The sequence below is a fragment of the Curtobacterium sp. MCPF17_021 genome (genome assembly GCF_003234605.2).
GTDB classification, from domain to species: domain Bacteria; phylum Actinomycetota; class Actinomycetes; order Actinomycetales; family Microbacteriaceae; genus Curtobacterium; species Curtobacterium flaccumfaciens.
Window position 1 is genome coordinate 2916660 of sequence record NZ_CP126252.1, and the last position, 25669, is coordinate 2942328.

At 70.4% G+C, this 25669-nt stretch carries 23 protein-coding genes; 15 read left to right on the plus strand and 8 right to left on the minus strand.

The genetic code is table 11. The features are described 5' to 3' along the window. Window positions 1–21 precede the first annotated feature (21 nt). Window positions 22–1122 carry an SDR family oxidoreductase gene (locus tag DEJ29_RS13705; protein ID WP_111095887.1) on the plus strand — a complete coding sequence of 367 codons (1101 nt, stop codon included), beginning with the start codon at window positions 22–24 and terminating at the stop codon, window positions 1120–1122. A gap of 16 nt (window positions 1123–1138) precedes the next feature. Here DEJ29_RS13705 and DEJ29_RS13710 read toward each other — a convergent pair whose 3' ends face one another. Continuing rightward, window positions 1139–2212, minus strand: a complete 1074-nt coding sequence (locus tag DEJ29_RS13710) for a spore photoproduct lyase family protein (RefSeq protein ID WP_111095886.1) — start codon at window positions 2210–2212, stop codon at window positions 1139–1141. Between the two features lie 44 nt (window positions 2213–2256). Between DEJ29_RS13710 and DEJ29_RS13715 the strand changes: the two genes are divergently transcribed. Both DEJ29_RS13715 and DEJ29_RS13720 read left to right on the plus strand, forming a co-directional pair. Further along, entirely contained in the window at window positions 2257–2556 is a 300-nt protein-coding gene (locus DEJ29_RS13715) for a biopolymer transporter Tol (RefSeq protein ID WP_111095885.1), read from the plus strand. After that, window positions 2553–3017: a hypothetical protein gene (locus tag DEJ29_RS13720; RefSeq protein WP_111095884.1), complete on the plus strand. Its 465-nt coding sequence runs from the start codon at window positions 2553–2555 to the stop codon at window positions 3015–3017. The genes DEJ29_RS13715 and DEJ29_RS13720 overlap by 4 nt, the downstream gene beginning before the upstream one ends. Before the next feature lie 127 nt (window positions 3018–3144). Here the strand turns inward: DEJ29_RS13720 and DEJ29_RS13725 are convergent, their stop codons facing one another. The 4 genes from DEJ29_RS13725 to DEJ29_RS13740 all read right to left on the minus strand — a co-directional run bounded on the left by DEJ29_RS13725 (window position 3145) and on the right by DEJ29_RS13740 (window position 8507). Next, on the minus strand, window positions 3145–4974 hold the full coding sequence (locus tag DEJ29_RS13725; RefSeq protein WP_111095883.1) for a glycoside hydrolase family 35 protein: 1830 nt from the start codon (window positions 4972–4974) through the stop codon (window positions 3145–3147). A gap of 189 nt (window positions 4975–5163) precedes the next feature. After that, window positions 5164–6498, minus strand: a complete 1335-nt coding sequence (locus DEJ29_RS13730) for an ABC transporter substrate-binding protein (protein WP_181438278.1) — start codon at window positions 6496–6498, stop codon at window positions 5164–5166. Between the two features lie 96 nt (window positions 6499–6594). Then, complete coding sequence (locus tag DEJ29_RS13735) at window positions 6595–7566, minus strand: carbohydrate ABC transporter permease (protein ID WP_209049394.1); 972 nt, start codon at window positions 7564–7566, stop codon at window positions 6595–6597. Further along, window positions 7563–8507 (minus strand): carbohydrate ABC transporter permease, encoded by a 945-nt coding sequence (locus DEJ29_RS13740; RefSeq protein WP_071404236.1) that lies wholly within the window; start codon window positions 8505–8507, stop codon window positions 7563–7565. The genes DEJ29_RS13735 and DEJ29_RS13740 overlap by 4 nt, the downstream gene beginning before the upstream one ends. Window positions 8508–8703: 196 nt before the next feature. Between DEJ29_RS13740 and DEJ29_RS13745 the strand changes: the two genes are divergently transcribed. Further along, entirely contained in the window at window positions 8704–9729 is a 1026-nt protein-coding gene (locus DEJ29_RS13745; RefSeq protein ID WP_181438279.1) for a LacI family DNA-binding transcriptional regulator, read from the plus strand. A 515-nt stretch (window positions 9730–10244) separates the two neighbouring features. Here the strand turns inward: DEJ29_RS13745 and arfA are convergent. Then, entirely contained in the window at window positions 10245–11750 is a 1506-nt protein-coding gene (arfA, locus tag DEJ29_RS13750; RefSeq protein WP_110865198.1) for an arabinosylfuranosidase ArfA, read from the minus strand. 308 nt (window positions 11751–12058) lie between these two features. Between arfA and DEJ29_RS13755 the strand changes: the two genes are divergently transcribed. The 3 genes from DEJ29_RS13755 (at window position 12059) to DEJ29_RS13765 (ending at window position 15383) form a co-directional block, all read left to right on the plus strand. Then, entirely contained in the window at window positions 12059–13414 is a 1356-nt protein-coding gene (locus DEJ29_RS13755; protein WP_027466147.1) for an extracellular solute-binding protein, read from the plus strand. A gap of 84 nt (window positions 13415–13498) precedes the next feature. Then, a complete protein-coding gene (locus DEJ29_RS13760) occupies window positions 13499–14470 on the plus strand; it encodes a carbohydrate ABC transporter permease (protein ID WP_111095735.1) in 972 nt (323 codons plus the stop codon). 1 nt (window position 14471) lies between these two features. Continuing rightward, window positions 14472–15383: a carbohydrate ABC transporter permease gene (locus DEJ29_RS13765; protein WP_110865196.1), complete on the plus strand. Its 912-nt coding sequence runs from the start codon at window positions 14472–14474 to the stop codon at window positions 15381–15383. A gap of 686 nt (window positions 15384–16069) precedes the next feature. Here the strand turns inward: DEJ29_RS13765 and DEJ29_RS13770 are convergent. Beyond that, window positions 16070–16900 carry a siderophore-interacting protein gene (locus DEJ29_RS13770; RefSeq protein WP_111092962.1) on the minus strand — a complete coding sequence of 277 codons (831 nt, stop codon included), beginning with the start codon at window positions 16898–16900 and terminating at the stop codon, window positions 16070–16072. Window positions 16901–16928: 28 nt separating this feature from the next. Here DEJ29_RS13770 and DEJ29_RS13775 point away from each other — a divergent pair, with 28 nt between their 5' ends. From DEJ29_RS13775 to DEJ29_RS13790, 4 genes are read left to right on the plus strand one after another with little or no spacing between them, the layout of a single operon-like run. Then, entirely contained in the window at window positions 16929–18032 is a 1104-nt protein-coding gene (locus DEJ29_RS13775; RefSeq protein WP_258376008.1) for a FecCD family ABC transporter permease, read from the plus strand. An 11-nt stretch (window positions 18033–18043) separates the two neighbouring features. After that, window positions 18044–19198: a FecCD family ABC transporter permease gene (locus tag DEJ29_RS13780; protein ID WP_111095762.1), complete on the plus strand. Its 1155-nt coding sequence runs from the start codon at window positions 18044–18046 to the stop codon at window positions 19196–19198. Continuing rightward, window positions 19195–20118, plus strand: a complete 924-nt coding sequence (locus DEJ29_RS13785; protein WP_111095736.1) for an ABC transporter ATP-binding protein — start codon at window positions 19195–19197, stop codon at window positions 20116–20118. The genes DEJ29_RS13780 and DEJ29_RS13785 overlap by 4 nt, the downstream gene beginning before the upstream one ends. Window positions 20119–20129: 11 nt before the next feature. Further along, window positions 20130–21149, plus strand: coding sequence for an ABC transporter substrate-binding protein (locus tag DEJ29_RS13790; protein ID WP_111095737.1), 1020 nt, complete (start codon window positions 20130–20132; stop codon window positions 21147–21149). An 81-nt stretch (window positions 21150–21230) separates the two neighbouring features. On the opposite strand, the gene DEJ29_RS13795 is transcribed toward DEJ29_RS13790, so the two are convergent. Then, on the minus strand, window positions 21231–23285 hold the full coding sequence (locus DEJ29_RS13795) for a transglycosylase domain-containing protein (protein WP_258376009.1): 2055 nt from the start codon (window positions 23283–23285) through the stop codon (window positions 21231–21233). A gap of 158 nt (window positions 23286–23443) precedes the next feature. Here DEJ29_RS13795 and DEJ29_RS13800 point away from each other — a divergent pair, with 158 nt between their 5' ends. The 4 genes from DEJ29_RS13800 to DEJ29_RS13815 all read left to right on the plus strand — a co-directional run bounded on the left by DEJ29_RS13800 (window position 23444) and on the right by DEJ29_RS13815 (window position 25654). Then, window positions 23444–23680 (plus strand): hypothetical protein, encoded by a 237-nt coding sequence (locus DEJ29_RS13800; RefSeq protein ID WP_111095738.1) that lies wholly within the window; start codon window positions 23444–23446, stop codon window positions 23678–23680. A 76-nt stretch (window positions 23681–23756) separates the two neighbouring features. Beyond that, a complete protein-coding gene (locus DEJ29_RS13805) occupies window positions 23757–24326 on the plus strand; it encodes a GNAT family N-acetyltransferase (protein WP_220037360.1) in 570 nt (189 codons plus the stop codon). A 55-nt stretch (window positions 24327–24381) separates the two neighbouring features. Continuing rightward, window positions 24382–24573 carry a hypothetical protein gene (locus tag DEJ29_RS13810; protein WP_110862603.1) on the plus strand — a complete coding sequence of 64 codons (192 nt, stop codon included), beginning with the start codon at window positions 24382–24384 and terminating at the stop codon, window positions 24571–24573. 91 nt (window positions 24574–24664) lie between these two features. Beyond that, window positions 24665–25654 carry an alpha/beta hydrolase gene (locus DEJ29_RS13815; RefSeq protein WP_111095739.1) on the plus strand — a complete coding sequence of 330 codons (990 nt, stop codon included), beginning with the start codon at window positions 24665–24667 and terminating at the stop codon, window positions 25652–25654. The last annotated feature ends 15 nt before the right edge of the window (window positions 25655–25669 follow it).

The following is a 25669-nucleotide window of genomic DNA, read 5'->3' on the forward strand; positions in this document are numbered from 1 at the left end:
CAACGTCGGTTGCATCGAAGGATGACTGCAACCGGATCGACCGAACAGACCTCTGCCCGCCGCGAAGCCCTGGTCGTCGGAGCCAGTGGCATCACCGGTTCCGCCCTGGTGCGACACCTGCTCGACCTGGGCTGGGACGTGACGGCGCTCTCCCGCCGACCGCTCGCCGAACAGGGTGTCCGGACCGTCGCGGCCGACCTGCGCGACCCCGAGAGCCTGGCGGCCGCACTCGCCGACGAACGCCCGACGCACGTCTTCTTCACCGCGTGGCAGCGGCAGGACACCGAGGCGGAGAACATCCGCGTCAACGGCGGCATGGTCCGCGACCTGCTCGCGGCGCTGTCGCACGCTCCGCTCGAGCACGTCGCCCTGGTCACCGGCCTGAAGCACTACCTCGGCCCGTTCGAGGCGTACGCCGCCGGCGAGATGCCCGACACCCCCTTCCACGAGGAGGAACCGCGCCTCGACACCCCGAACTTCTACTACGCGCAGGAGGACGAGCTCTTCGCCGCAGCCGAGCGCCAGGGGTTCACCTGGTCCGTGCACCGCTCGCACACCGTGATCGGGCACGCGGTCGGCAACGCCATGAACATGGGCCTCACACTCGCCGTGCAGGCCACGCTGGCGAAGGAACTCGACCTGGACTTCGTGTTCCCGGGCAGCGAGGCGCAGTGGAACGGCCTGACGGACATGACCGACGCCGGCATCCTCGCCGAGCACATGGTGTGGGCCTCGACGTCACCCGAGGGTGCGGACGAGCCGTTCAACATCGTCAACGGTGACGTCTTCCGGTGGCGCTGGATGTGGCCGCGCCTGGCAGCGCACCTCGGCGTCGACCCCGCGCGCGTGGTGGGCTATGAGGACGCTCCGCGACCGCTCGAGGAGCAGATGGCGCCGTACGAGTCCGAGTGGGCTGGCATCGCCGAGCGCCACGGACTCGCCGAGGCCGACATCACCCGGCTCGCCTCGTGGTGGCACACCGACGCCGACCTCGGTCGAGCGATGGAGGTCGTCACCGACATGGGGAAGAGCCGCGACGCCGGCTTCACGGCGTTCCGCCGGACCGAGCGGGCCTTCGCGGACCTGTTCGCCCGGTACCGGGCGGACCGCCTCATCCCCTGATCGGCGAGGTCGCCGATCAGAAGGCGTACCGGATCCGGCAGGACGGCAGGTGCTCGGCCACGAGTTCGCGGAAGCGCTCGACGAGCTGCCCCTTCATGCCGGACCGGTAGCGCACGTTCACGGCACCGTTCTGGGACACCTTCTGCTCCTGCAGGTCCGGACGCCACAGCAGGTCCTCGGCCTTGGGGTGCCACCCGAGGTTGACCTCGTGCAGGGGCTGGTTGTGGGTCAGGAAGATCACCTCGGCCGCGAGCTGCGCCTTGGCGGCCGGGGACAGCACGTCGTCGACCTGCCGGAGCATCTCGGCCCAGTCTGACTCCCACGTCGGCGTGAGGATGACCGGCGAGAAGTTCAGGTGGACCTCGTACCCGGCGTCGACGAAGTCGTTCACCGCGGCGATGCGCTCGGCGATCGGGCTCGTACGGATGTCCGTGACCTTCGCGGTCTCGTGCGGCATCAACGAGAAACGGATCCGGGTCCGACCCATCGGGTCCCAGTCGAGCAGGTCGCGGTTGACGTACTTCGTGGCGAACGAGGCCTTGGCCGTCGGGGTCATCCGGAACAGGTCGCAAAGGTCGCGGACGTTGTCGCTGATCATCGCGTCGACCGAGCAGTCGCTGTTCTCGCCGATGTCGTAGACCCAGGCTTCCGGGTCGCACTGGTTCGGTTCGGTCTTCGGCCCCTCCTTGGCGATGTTCCGCGCCACGTGCTTGGTGATCTGGTCGATGTTCGCGAACACCGTCACCGGGTTGCTGTAGCCCTTGCGCCGCGGAACGTAGCAGTAGGCGCACGCCATCGCGCAGCCGTTCGCGGTGGACGGTGCGATGAAGTCGGCGGAGCGACCGTTCGGCCGGGTCACCAGCGACTTCTTCACACCGAGCACGAGCGCCTCGGTCTTGATCCGCACCCAGCGCTGGACGTTCCGTTCGTCGCCGTGCACCTCGGGGATGTTCCAGTGCGACTCGACCGGGACGATCTCGGCGTCAGGCCAGCGCCCGACGATCTCCTGCCCACGCTGCAGTTCGAGGGCGGCCGGCTCGGCGTAGATGCGCCGGACGTCGAGCATCGGGCGGACGCGTTCGTGGCTCATCGACTCCTGTCTACCCGGCACCACCGACGGTGCAGACTCGCACCATGACCGCCGAACCCGACGACCACTTCTTCGTCGTGGACGGCCGACGCTGGCGCCGCACCGACCCCGCCCTGCCCGCGGAACTCGCCGCCGCACTCCGCTCCCACCTGGGCCGCGGGCGCAACGCCGTGAAGACCGCGAAGCGCGCGGGCGACGACGAGGCCCTGGCGGCGGCGCGGCACCGGAACGGCGTGGCCAAGCACGGCCTGGGCGAACGCGGCCCCGAGTGGTGGACCCGCCCCGAGGCCGACCGGATCGCCGATGCCGAGCAGGCCCTCGCCGACCTGGACGCTCTGCCGTGACGACGATCCGTCCACCGCGCCCGGATCGCATCCTGAACCTCATCGTGTTCGGCCCGGTGATGATCGGGACGGGAGTCGCACTCGCGGGCGTGGCCTTCGTGCCCGGAGCATCGGCGCGGGTGTTCGTCTTCGTCCTCGGTGTCGCCTTCATCGCCGGCGGGACCTGGGCCACGGCCAGGCTCCGACGCGTCGCCGTGCACCTGTGCGACGACACCCTCCGGTACTCCGGCTTCCTCTCGTCCTGGACCGCCCCGCGTGCGGGGATCACCGCGGTGCTCGACGACGCGTTCGTCGAGTGGCGCGACGATCACGGGGCCGAACACCGACGGCAGATCTGGCTGCTGACCCGGGCACGGGAGGACGACGGCACGAAGTTCGCTCCGCTCTGGCGGTGGCGACGCGAGGCACTCCTCGAAGTTCGAGCGTGGGCGGCGGCTCGCGAGGTCCGAAACGTCCCATGACGCCCGCGATGGAAAGCAGAATCGGGCGTACCTGGTCGAAACTTCCGACCACGTACGCCCGATTTGACCAGGGACGCCCGGTTCGACCCGGCCGCGGGCCCGATTCGACCAGGCCGCGCGCCCGCGACTAGGCCTCGGTGTGGCCCAGGTCGGGCTCGACGAGCAGGCACGCGGTGCGGGACGCGGCGGCGTGCAACTCGAGCACGACGAGCTCGTTGCGACCGTGGCGGAGCACCGGCCCCGGGATCGCCAGGGTCTGCTGCGGGCCTCGCGACCAGTACCGACCGAGGCAGAACCCGTTGACCCAGGCGACGCCCTTCCGCAACCCGTCGAGCGACAGGTACCGGTCGTCCACGGTGTCGAGGTCGAACGAGCCAGCTGCGAACGTCGGTCCGGCGAGCACCTCGCCGCCGGTCGGAGCGACCTCGGACAGCGCGGTCACAGCGTCCGGTGCGATGGGGTCGAGGGCGACCGGCGACGCCGTCCAGCGGGCCACCGGGACGCCGTCGATCGAGACGCCCCCGATCAGGCCCTTCGGCTCGCCGATGCGGACGCCGTAGTCGACGCGGCCCTGGTCCTCGACGAGGAGCTCGAGCGTGCCGGTGACCGGTGGCAGGGCGATGGCGCGGTCGTGGTGCTCGCGCTCCAGGACCCCGACCACGACACCGTCGGCGGACACGATCGCACGGTCACGCACCTCGGTGCCGACGGTCAGCACCCCTCCCGCGGGCAGGTCGACCTCGGCGCGGTAGGCGACGAAGCCGCTGGCGGCCCCGAGGGCGTCGAAGGTCGGCGGCTCGTCGTGCGCGGACCACGCCGTGAGCGTGGGCAGCAGGGAACGGAGCGACGCGACGCGGTCCAGACGAACGGCGAGGTCCGTGGCGGGGGTGATGCGGGCCTCCAGGCCGTCGCCGGACGCGGCCACGGGACCGAGGCGACCCGATCCACCAGGCTCCATCGTCGCGGGCAGCGGCGGGACGGGCGCGTAGCGCGCGATCACCGAGCGGAAGGCGTGGAACTTCTCGGTCGGTCGGCCGGCCTCGTCGAGCGGGGCGTCGTAGTCGTACGACGTCGCGATCGGGCGGTAGACGCCCTTGTCGTTCGCGCCGTTCGTGAAGCCGAAGTTCGTGCCGCCGTGGAACATGTAGATGTTCACCGAGCCGCCGGCGGCGAGCAGGACGTCGAGGTCCTCGGCGCTGGCGGACGCCGGCGTGGTGTGGTGGTGCTCGCCCCAGCTGTCGAACCAGCCGTCCCAGAACTCCGAGCACATCAGGGGCCCGGTTGGCTGCGCCTGCCGCAGGCGCTCGAGGCGGGCGGCGGACCGTGAGCCGAACGAACCGGTCTTGTGCAGCGAGGGCAGGGAGCCGTCCTCGAGCATCGTGCCCATCGGCTGGTCGACGCTCGTGAAGGGGACGGTCAGCCCGATGTCGCGGTGCATCTGCTCGAGTGCGCGCAGGTACTCGGGGTCGGACCCGTAGGCGCCGTACTCGTTCTCGACCTGCACCAGGACGATGGGCCCGCCCTGGTCGATCTGCCGCGGGACCAGGACGGGGGCCAGGTGCTGCAGGTACGTCTCGACCGCTGCGAGGAAGCCGGGCTCGTTGCGCCGGACGCCCACGGAGCCGTCGGCGAACAACCAGTACGGCAGGCCGCCGTTCGTCCACTCGGCACAGATGTAGGGGCCGGGGCGGACGATGGCGTGCATGCCCTCGGCGGCGACGAGGTCGAGGAAGCGGCCGAGGTCCAGGCCACCCGACAGGTCGAACACCCCGGGCGACGGTGCGTGCGCGTTCCAGGCGACGTAGGTCTCGATGGTGTTGAGGCCCATCAGCTTCGCCTTGCGGATCCGGTCGGCCCACAGGTCGGGGTGGACGCGGAAGTAGTGGATCGCGCCGGACAGGACCCGGTGCGGCTCGCCGTCGAGCAGGAAGTCGGTGTCGCCGATGGCGAAGCGCATGGTGTGGTTCTTTCGTTGCCGGCCGGGCCGGGCGTCGAGCCGGGCCGGGCGTGGAGCCCGGCCGGGCGTGGAGCCGGGCCGGGCGTGGAGCCCGGCCGGGCGTGGAGCCCGGCCGGGCGTGGAGCCCGGCCGGGCGTGGAGCGGGGCCGTGCGGACGTGTCCGCACGGCCCCGCGGGGATGCTGTCGAACTACTTCGACGAGACCGTGAAGCCCTGGTCCTTGCCGTACTTGGCGAGGGCCTTCTGCCAGGCCTGCAGGCCGGCGTCGAGCGAGGTGCCGTTCTCGTACGCCTGACCGACGGTGTCGGCGTAGACGCTGTTCGCGTACACCTGGTACGGCAGGTAGGTGAAGTCGTTGTCCGAGGACTTCGACGCGTCGACGAGCACCTTGTTGATCTGCTGGCCGCCGAAGTACTCCGGCTTCTCGTCGAGGAACGCCGACGAGTCGAGGTCAGCGGTGGTCGACGGGAAGCCGCCGGACTCCATGAAGACCTTCGTGGACTCCTTCGAGGAGTTCAGCCACTTGAGGAAGCCCGCGGCGAGGGCCGGGTTCTTCGACTGCTTCATGACGACCTGGGCGCTGCCGCCGTTGTTCGCGGTCTGGGCGGTGCCACCGTCGTAGGTCGGCATCGGGGCGACGCGCCAGTCACCCGATGCCTGGGCGACGCCGGACTCCAGGTTGCCGGGCATCCAGGCGCCGGTGATCATCGTGGCGATCTCACCGTTGCCGAGCTGCTTGTACCAGTCGTCGGTCCAGCCGACCGTCTTCGACAGCAGGCCCTGCTCGACGAGCTCGTTCCAGGTGCTCGTCCACTTCTTGGTGCCCTCGTCCTGCAGGTTGATGGTCACCTTGTCACCGTCGGTGGTGAAGGGGGTGCCACCGGCCTGGGCGATCATGCTCGTGGTGAAGCCGGCGTCGCCGGAGTCCGCCGCGATGTAGGCCTTCGGGTCCGCCTCGTGCAGCTTCTTGGCCGCGGTGACGTACTCGTCCCACGTCTTCGGCACGGCGATGTCGTGCTTGTCGAAGACCTTCTTGTTGTAGAACAGCGCCATGGGGCCGGAGTCCTGCGGCAGGCCGTAGACCTTGCCGTCGATCGACACCGAGCTCCAGGTGCTCTTCGCGAAGTCCTTCTCGAGCGAGTCGAAGCCGTAGCTCGACAGGTCGAGCAGCGACTCGGACAGGGCGAACTGCGGCAGGGCGTAGTACTCGACCTGGGCGACGTCGGGGGCGCCCGAGCCGGCCTTGATCGTGTTCTGCAGCTTCGTGTACTGGTCGGCACCGGTGCCGGCGTTGACGAGCTTGACCTTCACCTTGGGGTACTGCTTCTCGAACGCGGCGACCTGGGCCTTCGCCGACGGGGTCCACGACCAGTAGGTCAGGGTGCCACCGTCCTGCAGGGCCTTGTCGATGTCGTCGGCCGATCCGCCGGAGCCGGAGCCGCCCGAGGCGCACGCGGCGAGGGCGATCGCGGCGGTGACGCCGATGGCGAGGGCGCTGAAGCCGCGCCGGAGACGCTTGTTCATGGGAGTGCCTTTCACTTCTTCGTGGAGGGGGTGGTGCTGCTGTGTGCCGGACCGGAGGACAGGGGCGGGGTCGCCACGGGCCTCCCGTCCAAGGGATCAGGCCTTGACCGACCCGGCCGCGAGGCCGGACTGCCAGAAGCGCTGGAGGAAGAGGAACGCGACCACGATCGGGATGATCGTGAGGAGCGATCCCGTGACGACGAGGTTGTAGATCGGCTGCGCGCCGGACCCGGTGGCCTGCGCGTTCCACTGGTTCAGGCCGACCGTCAGCGGGTACCACTTCGGGTCGCTCAGCATGATGAGCGGCAGGAAGTAGTTGTTCCAGGTGGCGACGACCGCGAACAGCAGGACGGTGACGACACCGGGCGCGAGCAGGCGGAGCGCGATCGTGAAGAAGATCCGGAACTCACCGGCGCCGTCCATGCGGGCGGCCTCGAGCAGTTCGGCCGGGATCGCGTCGACCGCGTAGGTCCAGATCAGGTACATGCCGAACGGGCTGATCAGCGAGGGCAGGATGATCGCCCACGGGGTGTTGGTCAGGCCGACCTGCGAGAACAGCAGGAAGGTCGGGACCGCCAGGGCCGTGCCGGGGACCGCGATGGCCCCGAGGACGACAGCGAAGACCGCGCGGCGACCCGGGAACTGGAACTTCGCCATGCCGTAGCCCGCGACGGTGGCGAGCAGGGTGGCCCCGCCGGCACCGACGACCACGTAGAGCAGCGTGTTGCCGAACCACTGCAGGAAGATTCCGTCGTTGTACGTCACCGTGTCGACGATGTTCTGCCAGAGGTTGAAGTCCCCGCCGAACCACAGACCGAACGTGGAGAGCAGCGACGCCTGCGTCTTCGTGCTGTTCACGAGCAGGTAGAACAGCGGCGCGAACGAGTACACGACGAAGACGACCATGACCGCGGTCAGCAGGCCGGAACGCTTCGGCTTGCGTCCGCCTTCCGCGGTGCGGAGCTGCCTGGAGGCGCGGATCGAGCGGGTGCGCGGCGCACGTTGCGTCGTGGTCGCCTCGGTCACCGTGGCCGCTGCGGGCCCGGCGGGGTGCTGGATGGTGCTCATCGGTTCTCCTCGCGGGTGCCGCGGACCTGGACGACGTAGGCGATCACCGCGGTGATCACGCCCATCACGATCGCGACCGTGGCGGAGTAGTTGAACTGCTGACCGCTGAAGGACAGCGAGTAGGCGTACATGTTCGGGGTGAAGGCGCTGCCGATGACGTTCGGGGCGAGCGTCTTGAGCAGGTTCGGCTCGTTGAAGAGCTGGAAGCTGCCGATGATCGAGAAGATCGTGGCGATGACCATCGGGCCGCGGAGCGCCGGGAGCTTGATCGAGAAGACCGTGCGCATCGGGCCGGCGCCGTCGAGCTCGGCCGCCTCGTACAGCTCACCGGGGACGGTGCGGAGTGCGGCGTAGAAGATCAGCATGTTGTAGCCCAGGAACTCCCACGTGACCACGTTGCCGATCGACGTCAGGACCCAGCTCGGGCTGAACGGCTGCAGCAGGTCGATGCCGAGCGCGTCGTTCGCGGCGCCCGTCAGCCCGAACTGGTTGCCGTAGATGAAGCCCCAGATCAAGGCCGCGACGACACCGGGAACGGCGTAGGGCAGGAACACCGCGATGCGGAAGAAGCTCGTCCCCCACAGTCGGGCGCTGTCCAGGGCGAGGGCGGCGACGAGCGCGAGGCCGAGCATGATCGGCACCTGGACGACCAGGAAGATCGCGACCCGGCCGAACCCGGACCAGAACTTGGCGTCCTGGAAGAGCTGCACGTAGTTGGCGAACCAGACGAACTGGTTGCCGCCGATGAGCTGGTCGCGGAACAGGCTGAGCCAGAGCGCGTAGCCGATCGGCACGATGAGCATCAGGACCAGGACGACGACGAACGGGCCGACGAACAGCCATCCGGTGAGCCGTCCCCGCGGCTTGGGGCGGCGGCCGGCCGGGCGCTCGGCGGTGGGGCGCGGTGCTGCCTCACCGGGGCGCGCTGCGAGCGTGCTCATGTGACTCCTTCGTCTGCTGCGTTCGGGTGGTCGATGTCGGCGGCTCGGCCCGGGCCGGATCAGGGTGTCCGGGCGGTCACCGATGTTGACGTCAACATCGAACGACGCGACGATAGCATGGCAACGTCAACATGCGCTAGCGTCCGGGGAGGCCGACCGCTCGGCCCCTCGATCCGGAAGGAGCGCCAGCGTGACGATGGAGTCCCCCGCCGGCACCCGCCGCGCCCCCTCGATGGCCGCCGTGGCCGACGCTGCCGGAGTGTCGATGCAGACGGTCTCGCGCGTCGCCCGGGGCTTCGACAACGTCAGCCCGGAGACCCGCGACCGCGTCCAGCGCGCGATGGAGTCCCTCGGCTACCGGCCCAACCGTGCCGCCCGTGCCCTGCGCTCCGGCCGCTTCCGCACGATCGGCGTGATCATGTTCACGCTCGCGTCCTTCGGCAACATGCGCACGCTCGAGGCGATCGCCGACGCCGCCGGGGTCGCCGACTTCACGATCACCCTGCTGCCGATGGCCTCGCGCACCGAAGCGGGCGTCCGTTCCGCGTTCTCGCGCCTGCACGAACAGGCCGTCGACGGCGTCGTGATCATCATCGAGTCGCACATCATCGACACCGCCGAGGTCGTGCTGCCCGACGGCGTGCCGATGGTCATCATCGACTCCACGGGCAGCACCGACCACCCCGCGATCGACACCGACCAGGCCGACGGCGCCCGACAGGCCACGCAGCACCTGCTCGACCTGGGCCACGAGACCGTCTGGCACGTCGCCGGGCCGGAGTCGTCGTACTCGGCCGCCCGTCGCCTCGCCGCGTGGCAGGACACCCTGACGCGCGCCGGTCGACCGGTGCCCCCGGTGTTCCGCGGCGGCTGGACGACCGAGCACGGCTACGAGGCCGGGCTCGAGATCGCCGCACGCCCGGAGATCACCGCGGTGTTCGCCGCGAACGACCAGACCGCCCTCGGTGTCCTGCGCGCCGCACACGAGTCCGGACGCCCGGTGCCGTCGTCGCTCAGCGTGGTGGGGTTCGACGACTCCCCCGAGTCCGACTCGTTCTGGCCGCCGCTGACCACCGTGCACCAGTCCTTCGACGAGGTCGGCCGCCGAGCGGTCGCGAACCTGCTCGCCCAGATCGACGGCGAGCGGGTCAGCGTCGCGGCAGACCTGGTGCCGGTGCGGCTCGTCGAGCGCGCGAGCACGGCGCCGCCGCCGGCGCGCTGACGCGGCGCGCGTTTCGCGCTCACCGACACATCACGTGCGCACACCCCCGTGATCTGTCGCCCAGCACGTGAACTCGCGCACATGCCGGACGGGAGGCCCGCTGCCAGGCCGCCACGGGCCTCCCGTCCGCCGCCGCGACGCCACGGCCCTTTCCGCGAAAGCGACAGAATCGCTCCGAACGTCCGTGGAGAACTGTCGGTTTCGCGGACCTGACCCGGCTAACTGCCGACCACCTGTCGCTTTGGCAACCACATGCCGGACGGGAGGCCCGGTGCTAGGCCGCCACGGGCCTCCCGGCCGCCGCGCGGGCCACGTCACGGGCCCAGCGACAGTCCACGCGCCCGTCACCCCGTGAGGTGTCGCTCACCCCGTGAAGTCGCGCCCGGCTCACGCCGCCCGCCGCCCCCCCCCCCCCCCCCCCCCCCCCCCCCAACGAGCAGAGGACGTCGGGCGCGAGCGCCCGACGTCCTCTGTGCTCACTCGACGCCCGCCGTGGCGTGCGCCGAGGCGCCTTGTCAGCCGATCGAGACGGCGGTCCAGGAGACCGGCGGGAGCTCGATCGTGACGGTGTCGCCCTCGCGGCGGACCGACTCGTTCGTGCGGAGCCCCACGCGCGAGGTGTTCTCCAGGTCGTTCACGGCGTGCAGGTCGTCGTCCCAGACGCCCTCGGCGTGGACGTCACCGGTCGCACCGATGCCGGCCAGGTCGATCGTCACCGTGGTCGGCTCGGACGGGTGGCGGTTGATCAGGAAGACCGCGGCCTTGCCGTCCTCGGACACGGTGGCGGCGGAGTCCACGACCGGGACCTCGCCGTGCTTGCCACCGTCGACCGTGTCACCCGAGGCCTTGACCTGCAGCGAGGTGCCCTGCGCCAGGCGCGAGGTGACCGAGAACGGGAAGAAGGTCGTCTGGCGCCAGGCCGGGCCACCGGGCTCGGTCATGATCGGGCCGATCACGTTGACGAGCTGGGCGAGCGAGGCCGAGGCGACGCGGTCGGCGTGGCGGAGCAGCGAGATGAGCAGGCCACCCACGACGACGGCGTCGGCGACGGTGTAGACGTCCTCGAGCAGACGCGGGGCGACGGGCCACTCGTCGAGCGTGAAGGTCTTGGCCTTCGCTTCCCACTTCTTGATCGACCAGACGTTCCACTCGTCGAACGAGATGTCGATGCGCTTGTCGGACTTCTTCTGCGCCTGGACGTGGTCGGCGGCCGTGGTGACCGTCTTGATGAAGTGGTCCATGTTGGCGCCCGAGGCGAGGAACGACGGCAGGTCGTCGTCCTCCTCGTAGTAGGCGTGCGCGGAGATGTAGTCGACGTCGTCGTAGGTGTGCTCGAGGACGGTGCGCTCCCACTCGCCGAACGTCGGCATCGACGCCCCGGAGGAACCGCAGGCGACGAGCTCGAGGTCGGGCTGGATCTGCCGCATGGCCTTGGCGGTCATGGCGGCGAGCTTGCCGTAGTCGTCGGCGTTCTTGTGGCCGAGCTGCCACGGGCCGTCCATCTCGTTGCCGAGGCACCACATCTTGATGGCGAAGGGTTCCTGGCGACCGTTCGAACGACGGTATTCGGACAGTGCGGTCCCGGCGTCGATGTTCGCGTACTCGAGGAGCTCGATCGCCTCCTGCGTGCCGCGGGTGCCGAGGTTCACGGCGAGCATGAGCTCCGAGCCGACCTGGTCGAGCCAGTGCTGGAACTCGTGCAGGCCGACCTCGTTGGTCTCGGTCGAGTGCCAGGCCAGGTCGAGGCGGCGGGGGCGCTGCTCGACGGGGCCGACGCCGTCCTCCCACTTGTACCCCGAGACGAAGTTGCCACCGGGGTAGCGGATGGCGGAGACGCCGAGTTCCTTGACGAGTTCGACGACGTCCTTGCGGAAGCCGTGCTCGTCGGCGGTCTCGTGGGTGGGCTCGTGGATACCGTCGTAGACGTGGCGGCCGAGGTGCTCGACGAACCCGCCGAACAGGCGACGTCGCACCGGCCCCACGGTGAACGCGGCGTCGAGGACGAGGTGTGTGCGGGGCATGGATCTCCTTCGATCGTGGCAGTGCGGTTCGTGCGGGGAGCGGGGCAGCGTGCTGGGCGGAGAACACTTCGGGAACCGAAGCGGGCCGTCACGAAAGTGAGCGCTCACCTGACAGAAACGCTACCGGGTTCCACGCCGTCGCGAAAGGGGTGGCGGATGCCGGGAGCGAGCGCTAATGTGAGCGCTCACGGAGCACCGGAAGGTCGTTCCGTGTCCGGAGCAGCAGTGCTCCGGGTCCGGAGCAGCGATGCTCCGGCGGGAGCACCGACCCTGTTCCCGAGCCCGGCCCATCCCGATGGAGTGATGCCATGCCGATCCCACCCGCAACACCCGCGTCGCGCCTCTCGCGCCGGGGCTTCCTCGCCGCCGGCGCAGCGGCCGCGACGGTCCTGCCGCTCGCCGCCTGCTCGAGCCCCCTCGCCGCCGGCCTCGCCGGTAGCGCACTCAACCCCGAGACCCTCGTCTTCTGGAACCTGTTCGGCGGCGGCGACGGCGTCCGCATGCAGGCCATGGAGGACGGCTACGCGAAGCAGCACGGCGGCTCGAGCGCGCTGCAGGGCACCACGTTCGCGTGGGGCAACCCGTACTACTCGAAGCTGACACTGGCGACCGTCGGGAACAAGCCGCCGGACGTCGCGGTCGCGCACCTGACCCGCGCGAAGCCGCTCTGGGACGGTGACCTGCTCGACCCGATCACGTCCGACGACCTGGCGAGCGTCGGCCTGAGCGCCGCCGACTTCAACCAGAAGGCCTGGGCGGCGCAGAAGACCGACGGCAACAACATCGCGGTCCCGCTCGACACCCACCCCTTCGTCCTCTTCTACAACGTCGACGTCTGCAAGAAGGCCGGCCTGATCGACGGCGACGGCAACCTCGTCGATCTCAACGGCATGGACAACTTCGAGAAGGCCCTCGCCGCGGTCGCCAAGGTCACCGGCGGCACGGCGCTCAACGTGGCGAACGTCGTGCCGGAGACGGCCACCCCGTGGCGCTTCTTCTGGACCATGTACAACCAGCTGAAGGACGCCACCCCGTTCATCAGCGACGGCGGGTCGAAGCTCACCGTCAACGAGGACGCCTACAACGAGGTCACGAGCCGCACCCAGAAGTGGGTGAAGGAGGGCTGGCTGAACAAGGCCCTCGACTACGCCACCGCGCAGTCGCTCATGTTCGACGGCAAGGCCGGCTTCTTCATGCAGGGCGAGTGGGAGATCAGCACCGCGCAGTCGATCAAGGGCCTGAACTTCGGCATGGCGCCGATCCCGCAGCTCTACGACAAGCCGGCGACCCAGGCGGACTCGCACACGTTCGTCCTGCCGAAGAAGGCCCGCACGCCGGAGCAGCGCAAGCAGCACATGCTCTTCATCAAGCAGATGCTCGAGCAGAGCCTGACGTGGGCCGAGGGCGGGCACGTGCCGGCCTACATCCCGACGTTCGACAGCGCCGCGTACAAGAAGCTCACGCCGCAGTCGAACTACGCGGCCGCAGCCGAGACCGCCGTGTTCGACGACGCCGCCTGGTACGGCGGTTCGGGTTCGACGTTCGAGGGCACGGTGGGCGCCCAGCTCGCCCTCGTCCAGCAGGGCAGCTCGTCCCCCGCGCAGGCCCTCAGCGCCATCAAGTCGCAGCTCGCGACGTACCTCAACACCCCGAGCCCCCTGTGACCCGGCACGCAACCGCCCGGCGGGATCACCCCGGGCAGACGACCCCCGCGATCGCCGTGAACACCGCGCGAAAGGCACGATGACGTGACCACAGCACCTGTCCTCGACCGGCCGACCGACGCGGCCACCGCGCCGCGTCTCCGCCGGAACCGCTCCTACGGCTCCAGCGTGAACCGCGGCCAGGGCCGCAGCGGCTGGCTGTTCCTCGCCCCGTTCGGCCTGTTCTACGTGGCCTTCCTGCTCGGCCCGACGGTCTGGATGATCGTCACGAGCTTCTTCAACACCTCGACCGTCCGCACCGGGCTCGGCAGCTTCGCCGGGGTCGCGAACTACGCCGAGATGCTCGGGCGCAGCGACTTCTGGTCGTCGCTCTGGCACACGCTGCAGTTCACGCTGTACACGACCCCGCCGCTCGTCATCCTGGCGTTCGTGTTCGCCGTGCTGACGAACCGGATGAACCGCGGGCAGTGGTTCTTCCGTCTGGCGTTCTTCCTACCGTTCATCCTGCCGTCGGCGACGATCTCGCTGATCTGGGTGTTCATCTTCACGCCGAGCACCGGTCTGTGGGCGAGCCTGCAGTCGGCGATCGGCATGACGCCCGGCTCCGGCATGCTGTCGAGCCCGAACACGGCCATGATCGGTGTCGCGATCGCCACCGTGTGGTGGACCCTCGGCTTCAACTTCGTGCTCTACCTGGCCGGTCTGCAGGAGATCCCGCGCGAACTGTACGAAGCAGCCGCCGTCGACGGTGCGTCGAACTGGCAGCAGATCAAGTCGATCACGCTCCCCCTGCTCGGCCGCACGACGACGCTGGTCGTCCTGCTGCAGATCATCGCGAGCCTGAAGATCTTCGACCAGGTCTACCTGATGACGAACGGCGGGCCGGGCATCTCAACCCAGGTCTCGCTGCAGCTCATCACCGGCGTCGGCTTCACCGACAACCGGCTCGGTGCCGCATCGGCCGCGTCGGTCCTCCTGTTCATCGTGATCGTGGCGATCGCGGTCATCCGGCAGCTCGTCGAGCGCGCTGCCGCCAAGCGAGAGATCGGGGCCTGACATGACCGCCACCGAGAGCATCACCACCGGCCGCAAGCTCCGCACCGGCGTGTCGTCCGCCGCTCCGACGAGCGCCGCGAAGATCGGCGTCAGCGGTCGCGGCTTCACGATCGCGTCGGGGATCGTCCTGACGATCTTCGCGATCATCTGGCTCATCCCGAGCGTGTTCGCCCTGAAGACGTCGCTGTCCGACAACGGCGTCGCCGCACTCGGCGCGAACGCGATCCTGTCGAGCTGGAACCCGACGCTGCACTCGTACTCGTCGCTGTTCCAGGCCGGCGACATCTGGAACTGGTACCTCGCCAGCGCCATCACGAGCGTCGTCACGGCGGCACTCACCGTGCTGTTCGCGTCGATGGCGGCGTTCGCGCTGTCGCGGCTGGTGTTCCGTGGCCGCAACATCGCGTTCCTGCTCATCATCCTCGGGATCATGATCCCGACGCAGGTGCTGATCATCCCGATCTTCCAGGAGCTCAACGCGGTCGGCCTGCTCAACACCTACTGGTCGGTGATCTTCCCGCAGGTGCCCGCCGTGATCGCGGTGTTCATCTTCAAGCAGTTCTTCGACGGCATCCCGAAGGAGCTGGAAGAGGCGGCGCGCATCGACGGCGCAGGCATCTGGAAGGTCTACTGGTCGGTCATCCTGCCGCTGTCGCGTCCGGTGATCGCGGCCGTGACGATCCTGACCTTCGTCGGGGTGTGGAACAACCTGCTGCTGCCGCTGTTCGTGCTGTCCAACCCGGACCTCATGACGATCCCGGTCGGGCTCGCCACGGTCCAGGGCAGCTTCGGGCAGCGCTACGCCGACATCCAGGCCGGTGCGATCCTCGCGGCGCTGCCGCTGATCATCCTCTACCTGATCTTCCAGCGGCAGATCGTGGAGGGCGTGACGGGCTCGGGCCTCAAGGGCTGACGCCACCCCACCACGGACGGGAGGCCCGGTGCCAGCTGGCACCGGGCCTCCCGTCCGTCCGTTGGTCGCGTCGCGAGCGCGGCGCGGCTGGTGCTTTCGGGCGTACCTGGCGGGATCGGGCGTACCTGGTCGAACCGGGCGTACCTGGGCAGAAGTTCCTTGGTGGTATGCCCGAAAGCACCAGGCATCGCGGGTACCAGGGGAAGAACCGGGCGTACCTGGCGAGACCGGGCGTACCTGGCGAGACCGGGCGTACCTGTGCACAGCGGGCATACCTGGCGGAACCGGGCGTACCTGGCGGGATCGGGCGTACCTGGGCGGAAGTTCCTTGGTGGTATGCCCGAAAGCACCAGGCATCGCGGGTACCAGGGGAAGGTCCGGGCGTACCTGGCGAGAACGGGCGTACCTGTGCAGAGCGGGCACACCTGGCGGAACCGGGCGTACTCGGTCGGAAGTTCCTTGGTGGTACGCCCGAAAGCACCAGGCATCGCGCACGCCAAGGGAAGGACCGGGCGCACCTGGCGGAACCGGGCATACCTGGCGGAACCGGGCATACCTGGTCGGAAGTTCCGTGGTGGTACGCCCGGAAGCACCAGGCATCGCGCGCGCAAGGGGAAGGATCGGGCGTACCTGGCAGAACCGGGCGTACCTGGCGGGAACGGGCATGCCTGGCAGGCACGCGCGGGTCAGGCGGGGACGGAGACCTTCGTCTCGTGCTTCCAGAACCCGGAGAACGTGATGCGCGACTTCGGCAGGCCCGCACGGTGCAGGTGGCGGCGGCCCTCCGTTGCGAGTCTTGACTCCCCCACGACGAACGCGTAGCCCTGATCGTCGGACGGCACGTGCCGCTGCAGTTCGGCGAGGGCGCCACTGCCGGGGACGGCGCCCGGCTGCCGGACGATCCACGTCACCTGCACGCCGGTGGGGGCGTCGAGGTCGCGGATGTCGGCGGGGGTCGGGACCTCTTGGATGATGCGGCCGACGGTGTCGCGCGGCAACGACGCGGCGATGCCGACGACGCCGGGCAGACCGGTCTCCTCGGCCGCGACGATGACCTCGCTGGTGCCGGCCGGGACGTCGAAGATGCAGCCCTGGTCGAGCATCGCGAGTTCCTCGCCGGGGCGGGCGGAGCAGGCCCAGATCGCGGCGCGGCCCTCGAGCTGACCGCGGTGGTCCAGGTGCACGACGAAGTCGATGTCCAGCTCGGCGGTGCCGTCGGCGAGCAGCCGGTACGCGGCGACGGTGTAGTTCGCGCAGTGGGGACGGATGTCCTCGGGGATGCCGAGGAACGTCGGCCACCACTTCTTGCCGTCCAGGTCGGGCATCCGGAAGGCGTCCTGGTCAGGGCGTCGGACGAACAGGCGGAACCAGTGGTCGAAACCGAGGTAGCCGAACTCGTGCAGGTCATCGCCGGTGACGGTGACGCGCTGCATCGAGGGGGTCACCCGCTGGGTCCGGAGGACACGGGCGCGGAAGAGCCGGGGGTTCGTCGGCAGGAGCCGCGGGGTCTTCGCCATGAGGCAAGGCTAACCTAAGATGACTTCCGTGCCAGCCCCCAATCCCGTTCTGGCTTCCGGTCCGGAGGCCCCCGAACCCGTCGCGTCCAGCACCCGAGACGGCGGTGCGTCGCGCGCCCTCGGTGTGCACCGGACCGCGATGCGGCGACGGACCGCGGTCGTCATCGGCCTCGTCGTCGCCCTGGTGCTCGTCGCCGTGGCGAGCATGCTGCTCGGCAGCAACCGCATCGGTGTCGCCGAGGTGTGGGCGGGGCTCACGCGCTCCGGATCGAGCACCGACGAGGCGATCGTGTGGGGGTCCCGCATCCCGCGCACGCTCATCGGTGCTGCGGTCGGGGCAGCCCTCGGCATCGCCGGGCTGCTCATGCAGGGACACACCCGCAACCCACTCGCCGACCCCGGCCTGTTCGGCGTCTCGTCTGGTGCCGGACTCGCGGTGGTGCTCGGCGTCTACGTGTTCGGGGTGACGAGCACGAGCGCGACCGTGTGGTTCGCCCTGGTCGGGGCCCTGGTCGCCAGCGTCGTCGTCTTCTCGGTCACCATCGCCGGCAGCGGCACCGCCAGTCCGGTGCCCCTCGCCCTCGCCGGGGCCGCGGTCTCGGCGCTGCTCGCCGCCCTGACCTCCTTCGTCGTGCTGACCGACCAGGCCTCGCTCGACGCGTACCGGCTCTGGGTCGTCGGGTCCCTCGCGGCACGGCAGCTCGACATCCTCGGGGCGGTGTGGCCGTTCCTGGCCGCCGGGCTCGTGCTCGCGGTGCTGAACGTCCGCGCCCTCGACGCCCTGGGGCTCGGGTCCGAGCTGGCGAAGGGGCTCGGCGAGAACGTGCTCGTCGCGCGGCTCGTCGGCCTGGGCGGGATCACGCTGCTCGCCGCCGGGGCGACCGCTGCTGCCGGCCCGATCGGCTTCGTCGGCCTGACGGTGCCGCACGTCGCCCGCGCACTCGTCGGCACCGGACACCGCTGGACCCTGCCGGTCTCCGGTCTGGTCGGAGCCGCCCTCGTGCTGCTCGCCGACGTCATCGGTCGCCTGATCGGCGGGTTCTCCGAGGTCGAGGTCGGCATCGTGCTCGCAGTCATCGGTGGCCCCGTGTTCGTCGCCGTGGCCCGTCGCAGATCGCTGGTGTCGCTGTGAGCGGGGCAGCGGTGCGCAGCACCGGCAGCACGCCCGGCAGCACGCCCGGAAGCACGCCCAGCAGCACGCCCGAGACCACCACGCCCGGCACGCCCGCCTCGGCTGCACGAACCCCCGGCCGCGCCGGCATCCGCATCGGCCCCGTCGGCCTCGCCTGGCGCCCCCGGGTGTTCTGGTACACGGTCGGGTCGCTCGCCACCGTCCTGGTGCTCATCGTCATCGGGACAGCGGTCGGATCGACGTGGATCGCCCCCGGGGTCGTCATCCGGTCCCTGCTCGGCCTGGAGTCCGGGCCGGACGCCTTCATCATCACCACCCTGCGCCTGCCCCGCGTCCTCACCGGCGCACTCGTCGGCCTGACGCTCGGGGTGGCCGGCGCGCTCACCCAGACCTTCACCCGCAACCCCCTCGGTACCCCGGACATCATCGGTGTCACCGCGGGCGCGAGCGTCGGTGCGGTCGCGGCGATCGTCCTCGGCGGCGGGACGTACTCGGTGTCGTCCCTGGTGCTCGGTGGCGGGATCCCGGTTGCCGCCACGATCGGCGCCCTGGTCGCTGCGGTCCTGGTGTACGGCCTGGGCTGGCGCGGCGGCGTGCAGAGCTACCGGCTCGTGCTGGTCGGCATCGGCGTGAGCGCGACCCTCGACGCGGTGACGAGCTACCTGCTCGTCCGCGCGAAGATCACCGTCGCCACCGCGGCGTCCCAGTGGCTCGTCGGCAGCCTGTCGAGCACCTCGTGGGAGAGCGTCTGGCCGCTGCTCGTGGTGGCGGTCGTCGCGGTGCCGATCGCGCTCGCGACGAGTGCTGCCCTCGGCATCGGGCAGCTCGGCGACGAGGTCGCGACGGGCGTCGGACTCGGCGTCCAGCGGCACCGGCTGCTCGTCATCGCGCTCGCGGTCGTGCTCACCGCCGCCGCCGTGGCCGCCGCGGGACCGGTCGGCTTCGTCGCGTTCGTCGTCCCGCAGGTCGGGCTCCGGCTCGCCGGCACGAACCGGCCGCCGCTGCTGCTCGCCGGTGCCCTCGGCGCCGTGCTCGTGCTCGCCGCCGACCTGCTGTCCCGTTCCGCGTTCCCGTGGCAGGTGCCGGTCGGCATCATCACCACCGTGATCGGGGCGCCGTACCTGATCTGGCTCCTCGTCCGTCACCGCAAGGAGATGTCCCGATGACAGCACCACACCAGGACCAGCACGACACCCCCGTCCTCGAAGCCACGGGCCTGTCCGTCGGCTACGACCGCCAGCCCGTGCTGCGCGACCTGGACCTGCGCATCGAACGCGGCACCGTCACGACGTTCCTCGGCGCGAACGGCTGCGGCAAGTCGACCCTGCTCAAGGCGTTCGGCCGCGTGCTCAAGCCGCAGGCCGGTGAGGTCATGCTCGACGGCACCCCGATCCGCAGGGAGCCGAACCGCCAGGTCGCCCGCAAGCTCGCGATCCTGCCGCAGTCCCCCGTCGCCCCCGCGGGCACCAGCGTGCTCGACCTCGTGATGCGCGGCCGGAACCCGCACCAGTCGTGGGCGAAGCCCTGGACCGCCGAGGACGCCGCCGTCGCCGAAGCGGCCATCGCCGCCACCGGCCTGACCGAGGTCGCGCACCGCGACGTCACGAGCCTGTCCGGCGGGCAGCGCCAGCGTGCCTGGATCGCCATGGTCGTCGCGCAGCAGGCCCAGACGCTCCTGCTCGACGAGCCGACCACCTACCTCGACCTCGCGCACCAGCTCGAGGTCCTGCGGCTCGTCCGGCGGCTGAACCGCGAGCAGGGGTCGACGATCGTGATGGTGCTGCACGACCTGTCGCTCGCGGCGCGGTACTCCGACCGGCTCGTGGTGCTGCACGACGGCGGGGTCGTGGCCGACGGCACCCCCCACGACGTCCTCACCCCGGCACTGCTCGAGCACGCGTTCGGTCTGCACGCCCGGGTGTTCCCCGACCCGGTGACCGGTGCGCCGATGATCGTGCCCGAGGCGGACGAGCACGACCCCGTCCCGAGCGCCCCGACGGAGCACACAGCCCCGGGCGCCCGGACCGAGCACGCCGTCCCGACGAAAACCGAAGACGTGCTGGCGAGTACCTCGAACTTAGGTTAGCCTCTCCTAACGTGAAGACCTCCCGACGTGGCCACCTGCGCGCCGCCCTCCTGACCTCCGTGACCGTCTCGGCACTCCTCCTGACCGGCTGCTCGAGCACCAGCAACTCGAACGACTCCGACTCCGACGGCGGCACCGCCGCGTCGAAGGCATGGTCGTACGAGGACGCCACGGGCGCCACCGTGAAGGTCGACCACACGCCGAAGCGCGTCGTCGTGCTGAACGACATCGCCCTGTCGTTCATCGAGTACGGCCTGAAGCCCGTCGGCACCTTCGGGCAGCTGACGATGGCGAAGGACGCCCGGTTCAAGGGCCTCGACACCGACGGCATCACGCAGCTCGGCACCGCCTACGGCGACATCGACCTCGAGCAGCTCGCCGCGCTCAAGCCCGACCTCGTCGTCACCTCGGTCTACCCGACCGACGCCAAGGGCACGCTCGACACGAAGCAGCCCGGCTACGGCTTCAAGGACAAGGCGCAGGAGAAGCAGATCGAGGCCATCGCGCCGGTCGTCCAGGTGAAGTGGGGCGGCAAGGGCGAGGACGTCATCGAGAAGATCGCCGAACTGTCCGAGTCCCTCGGCGCGAAGGAGTCGACGGTCGACGCCGCCGAGGAGCGCTTCGACACCGCGGCCGACGAGCTCGAGAAGGTCTCGAAGGAGAAGGACCTGTCGGTCGTCTCGATGTACGCCGACGGTGACGGCGCGTACGTCACCCGCCCGACCGACGAGCCGTCGCTGCAGATGTACGCGTCGTACGGGGTCGACTTCGTCAACCCGAAGCCCGAGGGCTTCTACTGGGGCATCTACTCGTGGGAGAACGCCGGCCAGATCACCGGTGACGTGCTGCTGCTGTCGCAGCAGGGATACCAGGTCGCCGACCTCGAGAAGCAGCCGACCTTCGCCGACAACGCCGCGCTCGAGGCGGGCCAGGTCCACAGCTGGACGTTCCCGGCCCTGGACTACGCGTCGCAGGCCGACTACATGACCAAGCTCGCGGGCTGGCTCGAGGACAGCAAGAAGCTGTCGTAGGACGCAACCGAGAACCGGCCTGGAGGCGCGGTGCCAGCTGGCACCGCGCCTCCAGGCCGTTGGTGGTTGCGTTCCGGGCCGTCAGCCGACCGGCAACGCCGCGTTCACCGCCGTCTGCGCGTCGCGCCAGACGGCCGCGCGCGACCCCGCGTAGGTGCCGCCCTGACCGTTGGAGAACGACCGCAGGTTGTGCTTCGCGCCGTCCGTGTTGCCCTGCCAGTAGGCGGTGACGGCACGCGAGGTCCCGCCCACCAGCCACACCTGGTCGGCCGCGTCCGTGGTGCCGGTCTTGCCGAACAGGGTCGCGCCGTCGGGGGTCTGCCCACCGCTCGCCGTGCCGCCGCGGAACGCGCCCTGCATGACGTCGAACGCGGTGGCCGCGGTCTGCGGCGACACCGCCTGCTTGCAGGTGCGGGGTTGTCCGCCGAGTTCCTCGCCGTCGGGGGCGATGACCTGGTCGATCACGACGGGTGCACAGAACCGCCCGCCGTTCGCGATGCCGGCGTAGGCCGACGCCATCGTGAGCGGGGCGATGCTCTCGGTGCCGAGCAGGGACCCCGGGTTCCAGGGCAGCTCGCCACCGGTCGCCAGGTGCACCCCCAGCCGCTCGGCCACGTCGCGGATGTCGCACAGGTCGAGCTGTTCGGCCATCGACTGGTACGCCGCGTTCACGGACTGCGCCGTCGCCGACCGGACCGAGTACGGACCACGCTGCCCGGGTGAGTCGTTCTTCGGCTGCCAGAACGCCGAGGCGGGTCCGCCGCAGGCGGTCCACTCGCTGTGCGGGTGCGGGGTGCCGTCGACGACGGTGTCCGGGCTGCGGCCGGCCTCGATCCACGCCAGCAGGGTGAACATCTTGTAGGTCGACCCGGTCTGGAACCCCGTCGAGCTGCCGTCCGCCTGGTCGGTGGCGTAGTTCAGCGAGGTCGCGGTGCGGGGCGCGTCGGACGACCGGTCGTGGTCGGTGTTCTGCGCCATCGTCAGCACGCGGCCCGTCCCGGCCTCGACCGTGTTGAACGTGGCCCCCAGCGCCAGCCGGGTCTCGGTCTTCGGGTCGTACTGGTCGAGCAGTCGCTTCTGTTCCGCGTTCAGGTCGAGGTCGAGCGTGGTCTGGATCCGGTACCCGCCGGTGCGCCAGGCGTCCGCCCGCTGCTGCTTCGTCGCGCCGAGCTGCGGGAGCCGCTGGGCGATGGTCTCCGCGTGGTCGCAGAAGAACTCCGCGCCCACCTCGACCGCCTCGCACCCCTGCTGCGGGGCCGTCAGGTGGACGTAGTCGGCGACACGGGACAGCCGAGCCGTGCGGTACTCCTCGGTCGACAGGTGCCCCTGCTCGTGCATCGACCGCAGGATCACGTTCCGCCGGGCGGCGTTGTCGCGGTGGTGGTCCGGCGTCGACAGGTCCCGTCGCTCCGGCCACTGCACGATCGCGATGAGGGACGCCGCCTCGGCCGGGGTCAGGTCGGTCGCCGACTTGCCGTAGTAGTGCTGCGCCGCCGACTGCACACCGTAGGTCTGGTCGCCGAAGTAGGCGATGTTCAGGTACGCCGCCAGGATCTGCTGCTTCGTGTACTGCTTCGCCAGGCTGATCGCGAGCTTCATCTCGGCGAGCTTGCGCTGCGGTGTCCGCCGGGTCGCGTCCTCGTAGGCGGCCTCGCGCTCCTCGGCCGTGGGCAGTTCGCTCGCCTGCTGGATCTTGATGTTCCGCACGAGCTGCATCGTCAGGGTCGAACCACCCGACCCGCCCTCGGTCCCGGACGTGGCGACGCTCACGAGCGACCGGACGACGGACGTCGCGTCGACACCGCCGGTCTCGTGGAACCGCTTGTCCTCGCCGTCCACTGCGGCGTGCTCCAGCTGGTCGCTGATCTGGTCGAGCGTGAGCTCCTGCCGGTCCTGGTCCCACACGTTCGCCAGGTGCACCGGCTCGCCCCCGCGGTACGCCCAGATCTGGTTCCGCTGCGGCAGCTGCCCGATCTCGATGTCCTCCGGCAGCGACTCGAACACCCCGATCGCCGAGGTCGTGCCGACGCCGGCGACCGCGATCACCGGCGTCACCCCGACGCTCACCAGCAACCCTGCGAGCACACTGCCACCCACGAAGCCGAGCGCGGCTCCCCCTGCACGTCGCATCGTCATGTCGCCCGTTCCCCCTCGGTCGCACCAGCATCGGCGCGGTCCGGAGAGGCTCCCAGTCCTGCTCGGGCGGTCGCCGTGACTTCCCCGCGGAACACCGTCGTGTCCGCTGGGAAAGTGCCGGTGCGATCCGCTCCCCGCCGCCGCGCTACGATCCGGGCATGACCCCGATCGCGCCACGTGTGCTGCACATCCTCTGCACGGCGTTCCTCGTCGTGGCGTTCCTGGCCTCGTTCGTCGGTGGGTACTCGAACGCGAACGACTCCGGCGAGGGCGGCGCGAACATCGGTGCCGGGGCGCTGATGTTCTTCGGTGCACTCGCCGGCGTGGTCGGCATCGGGCTCGGCATCGCGGCGCTCGTCTCCGGCCTCGCCGCCGCCCGGCGCAGCGCAGCCTGACCACCGGTCGCGCGCCGTTCCGAGCACCACGGTCGCGGTGGTGGCGGGATCGCCAGGACCGGAGGATCATCGGCGCATGGAGTACTCGACGGCGATGCTCACCGAGGAGACGTGGCCCGACTTCGCGGCGCTCGTGACCCGCAGCAACGGTGTGTGGGGCGGGTGCTGGTGCATCGGTTTCCACCCGGACGGCCCACGCGGGACGCCCGACCCGACAGTGTCCCACCAGGAGGCGAAGCACCGCCACGTGCGGAACGGCACGAACCACCAGGTGCTCGTCTACGCCGACGGCACGGCGGTCGGCTGGTGCCAGTTCGGGCGGCCGGTCGAGCTGCCGACGATCCTGAACCCCGGTGAGTACGCCCGGGACGCCTCGACGCCGCCGGACTGGCGGATCGGCTGCGTGTTCGTGGAGTCCCGACACCGCGGTCAGGGGGTCGCACGCGCTGCGGTCACGACCGCACTCGACCAGATCCGGCGGGACGGCGGCGGGACCGTCGAGGCCTACCCGGAGCAGACGGTCGAGCGGAAGCCGCAGCGCGGTGCCTACCTGCACACCGGGCCGGAAGAACTGTTCACGCAGTTCGGGTTCGTGCGCGACCGCCGCATCGCCAAGTGGCGGTGGGTGATGCGCACGACGGTGTGACCGGCGTACCCGCTCGACGCCGCACTGCCAGCCCGTCGCGCGTACCGTGGGAACCGTGACACGCACCGCTCCGGTACGACCGCACCGCCTCGCCCTCATCGGCGCCGCCGTGGCCCTGGTGATCGGGGTCGGACTGCTCTTCACCCCCTGGGACGGGCCGGTCATCGTGCTCGCCTGGGCGCTCATCGTCGCCGCGGTCGTCCTGGGCGCCGTCACGCTGTTCCTGGTGCGGGCCCCCCGCAGCTAGGCCGCGAGCCACGGCCAGCGCGACGATCTGGCGTGCCGCGCGACACCCCCGCACCAGCACCACCCGCAGCAGCGCCGGATACGCTCGGCGCATGACGGACCAGGGGTGGCACGAGGACGTGCTCGGAGCACCGTACGAGCGGCTCGAACTGCCGCTCGGCACCGACTCCGAGGGACCCGTCGTCGCCACCCTGGTCCGCCGCCGGCACACCCCGACGGACCTGCTGCTGCACGGTCGCGGGCCCCTGCACGGGGTCGACGTGCTCTACGTGCACGGCTGGTCGGACTACTTCTTCCAGGTGGAGCTCGCCGAACGCCTGGAGCGGCTCGGTGCCCGGTTCCACGCGCTGGACCTGCGGAAGTACGGTCGGAGCCTGCGTCCGTACCAGACCCCGGGCATGGTCGACGACCTGGCGGTGTACGACGAGGACATCGCCGCAGCGCTCGACGCGATCTCGGCCGAGCACCCCGGCTCGGACCGGCGCCGACTCGTCCCGATGGGCCACTCCACCGGCGGCCTGACCCTGTCGCTCTGGGCTGCTCGGCACCCGGAGCTCGTGCACGGCCTCGTGCTGAACAGCCCGTGGCTCGAGTTCCAGGCCACCGCGGTCGGCCGGGCCATCGTCGCACCGGTCATCAAGCTCGGTGCCCGTCGAAACCCCCTCGCGCCGATGCCCGCCGTCGACCCCGGCTTCTACACCCGCACCGTCTCGGCCGAGGGCGAGGGGTCGTGGACCTACGAGCAGAAGTGGCGGCCGGAGCGCGGCTTCCCCCTGCACCCCGGGTGGCTCGCCGCGGTGTTCGACGGCCAGGCACAGGTCGAGAAGGGCCTCGGGATCGCGGTCCCGACCCTGGTGATGCTGAGCGACAAGAGCATGCTCCAGCCGCGGTGGGACCCGGGCATGGCGCGGGCCGACGTCGCCCTGAACGTCGACACGGTGGCGCACCGCTCGCTCTCCCTCGGCGAGGAGGTCACGGTCCGCCGACTCGAAGGCGCCCTGCACGACGTCGTGCTGTCCGCGCCGGAGGTGCGGGAACGGGCGTACGACGCCATCGGGCGCTGGGCGACCACCCTCCGCTAGTCCCGCGACGCGTGC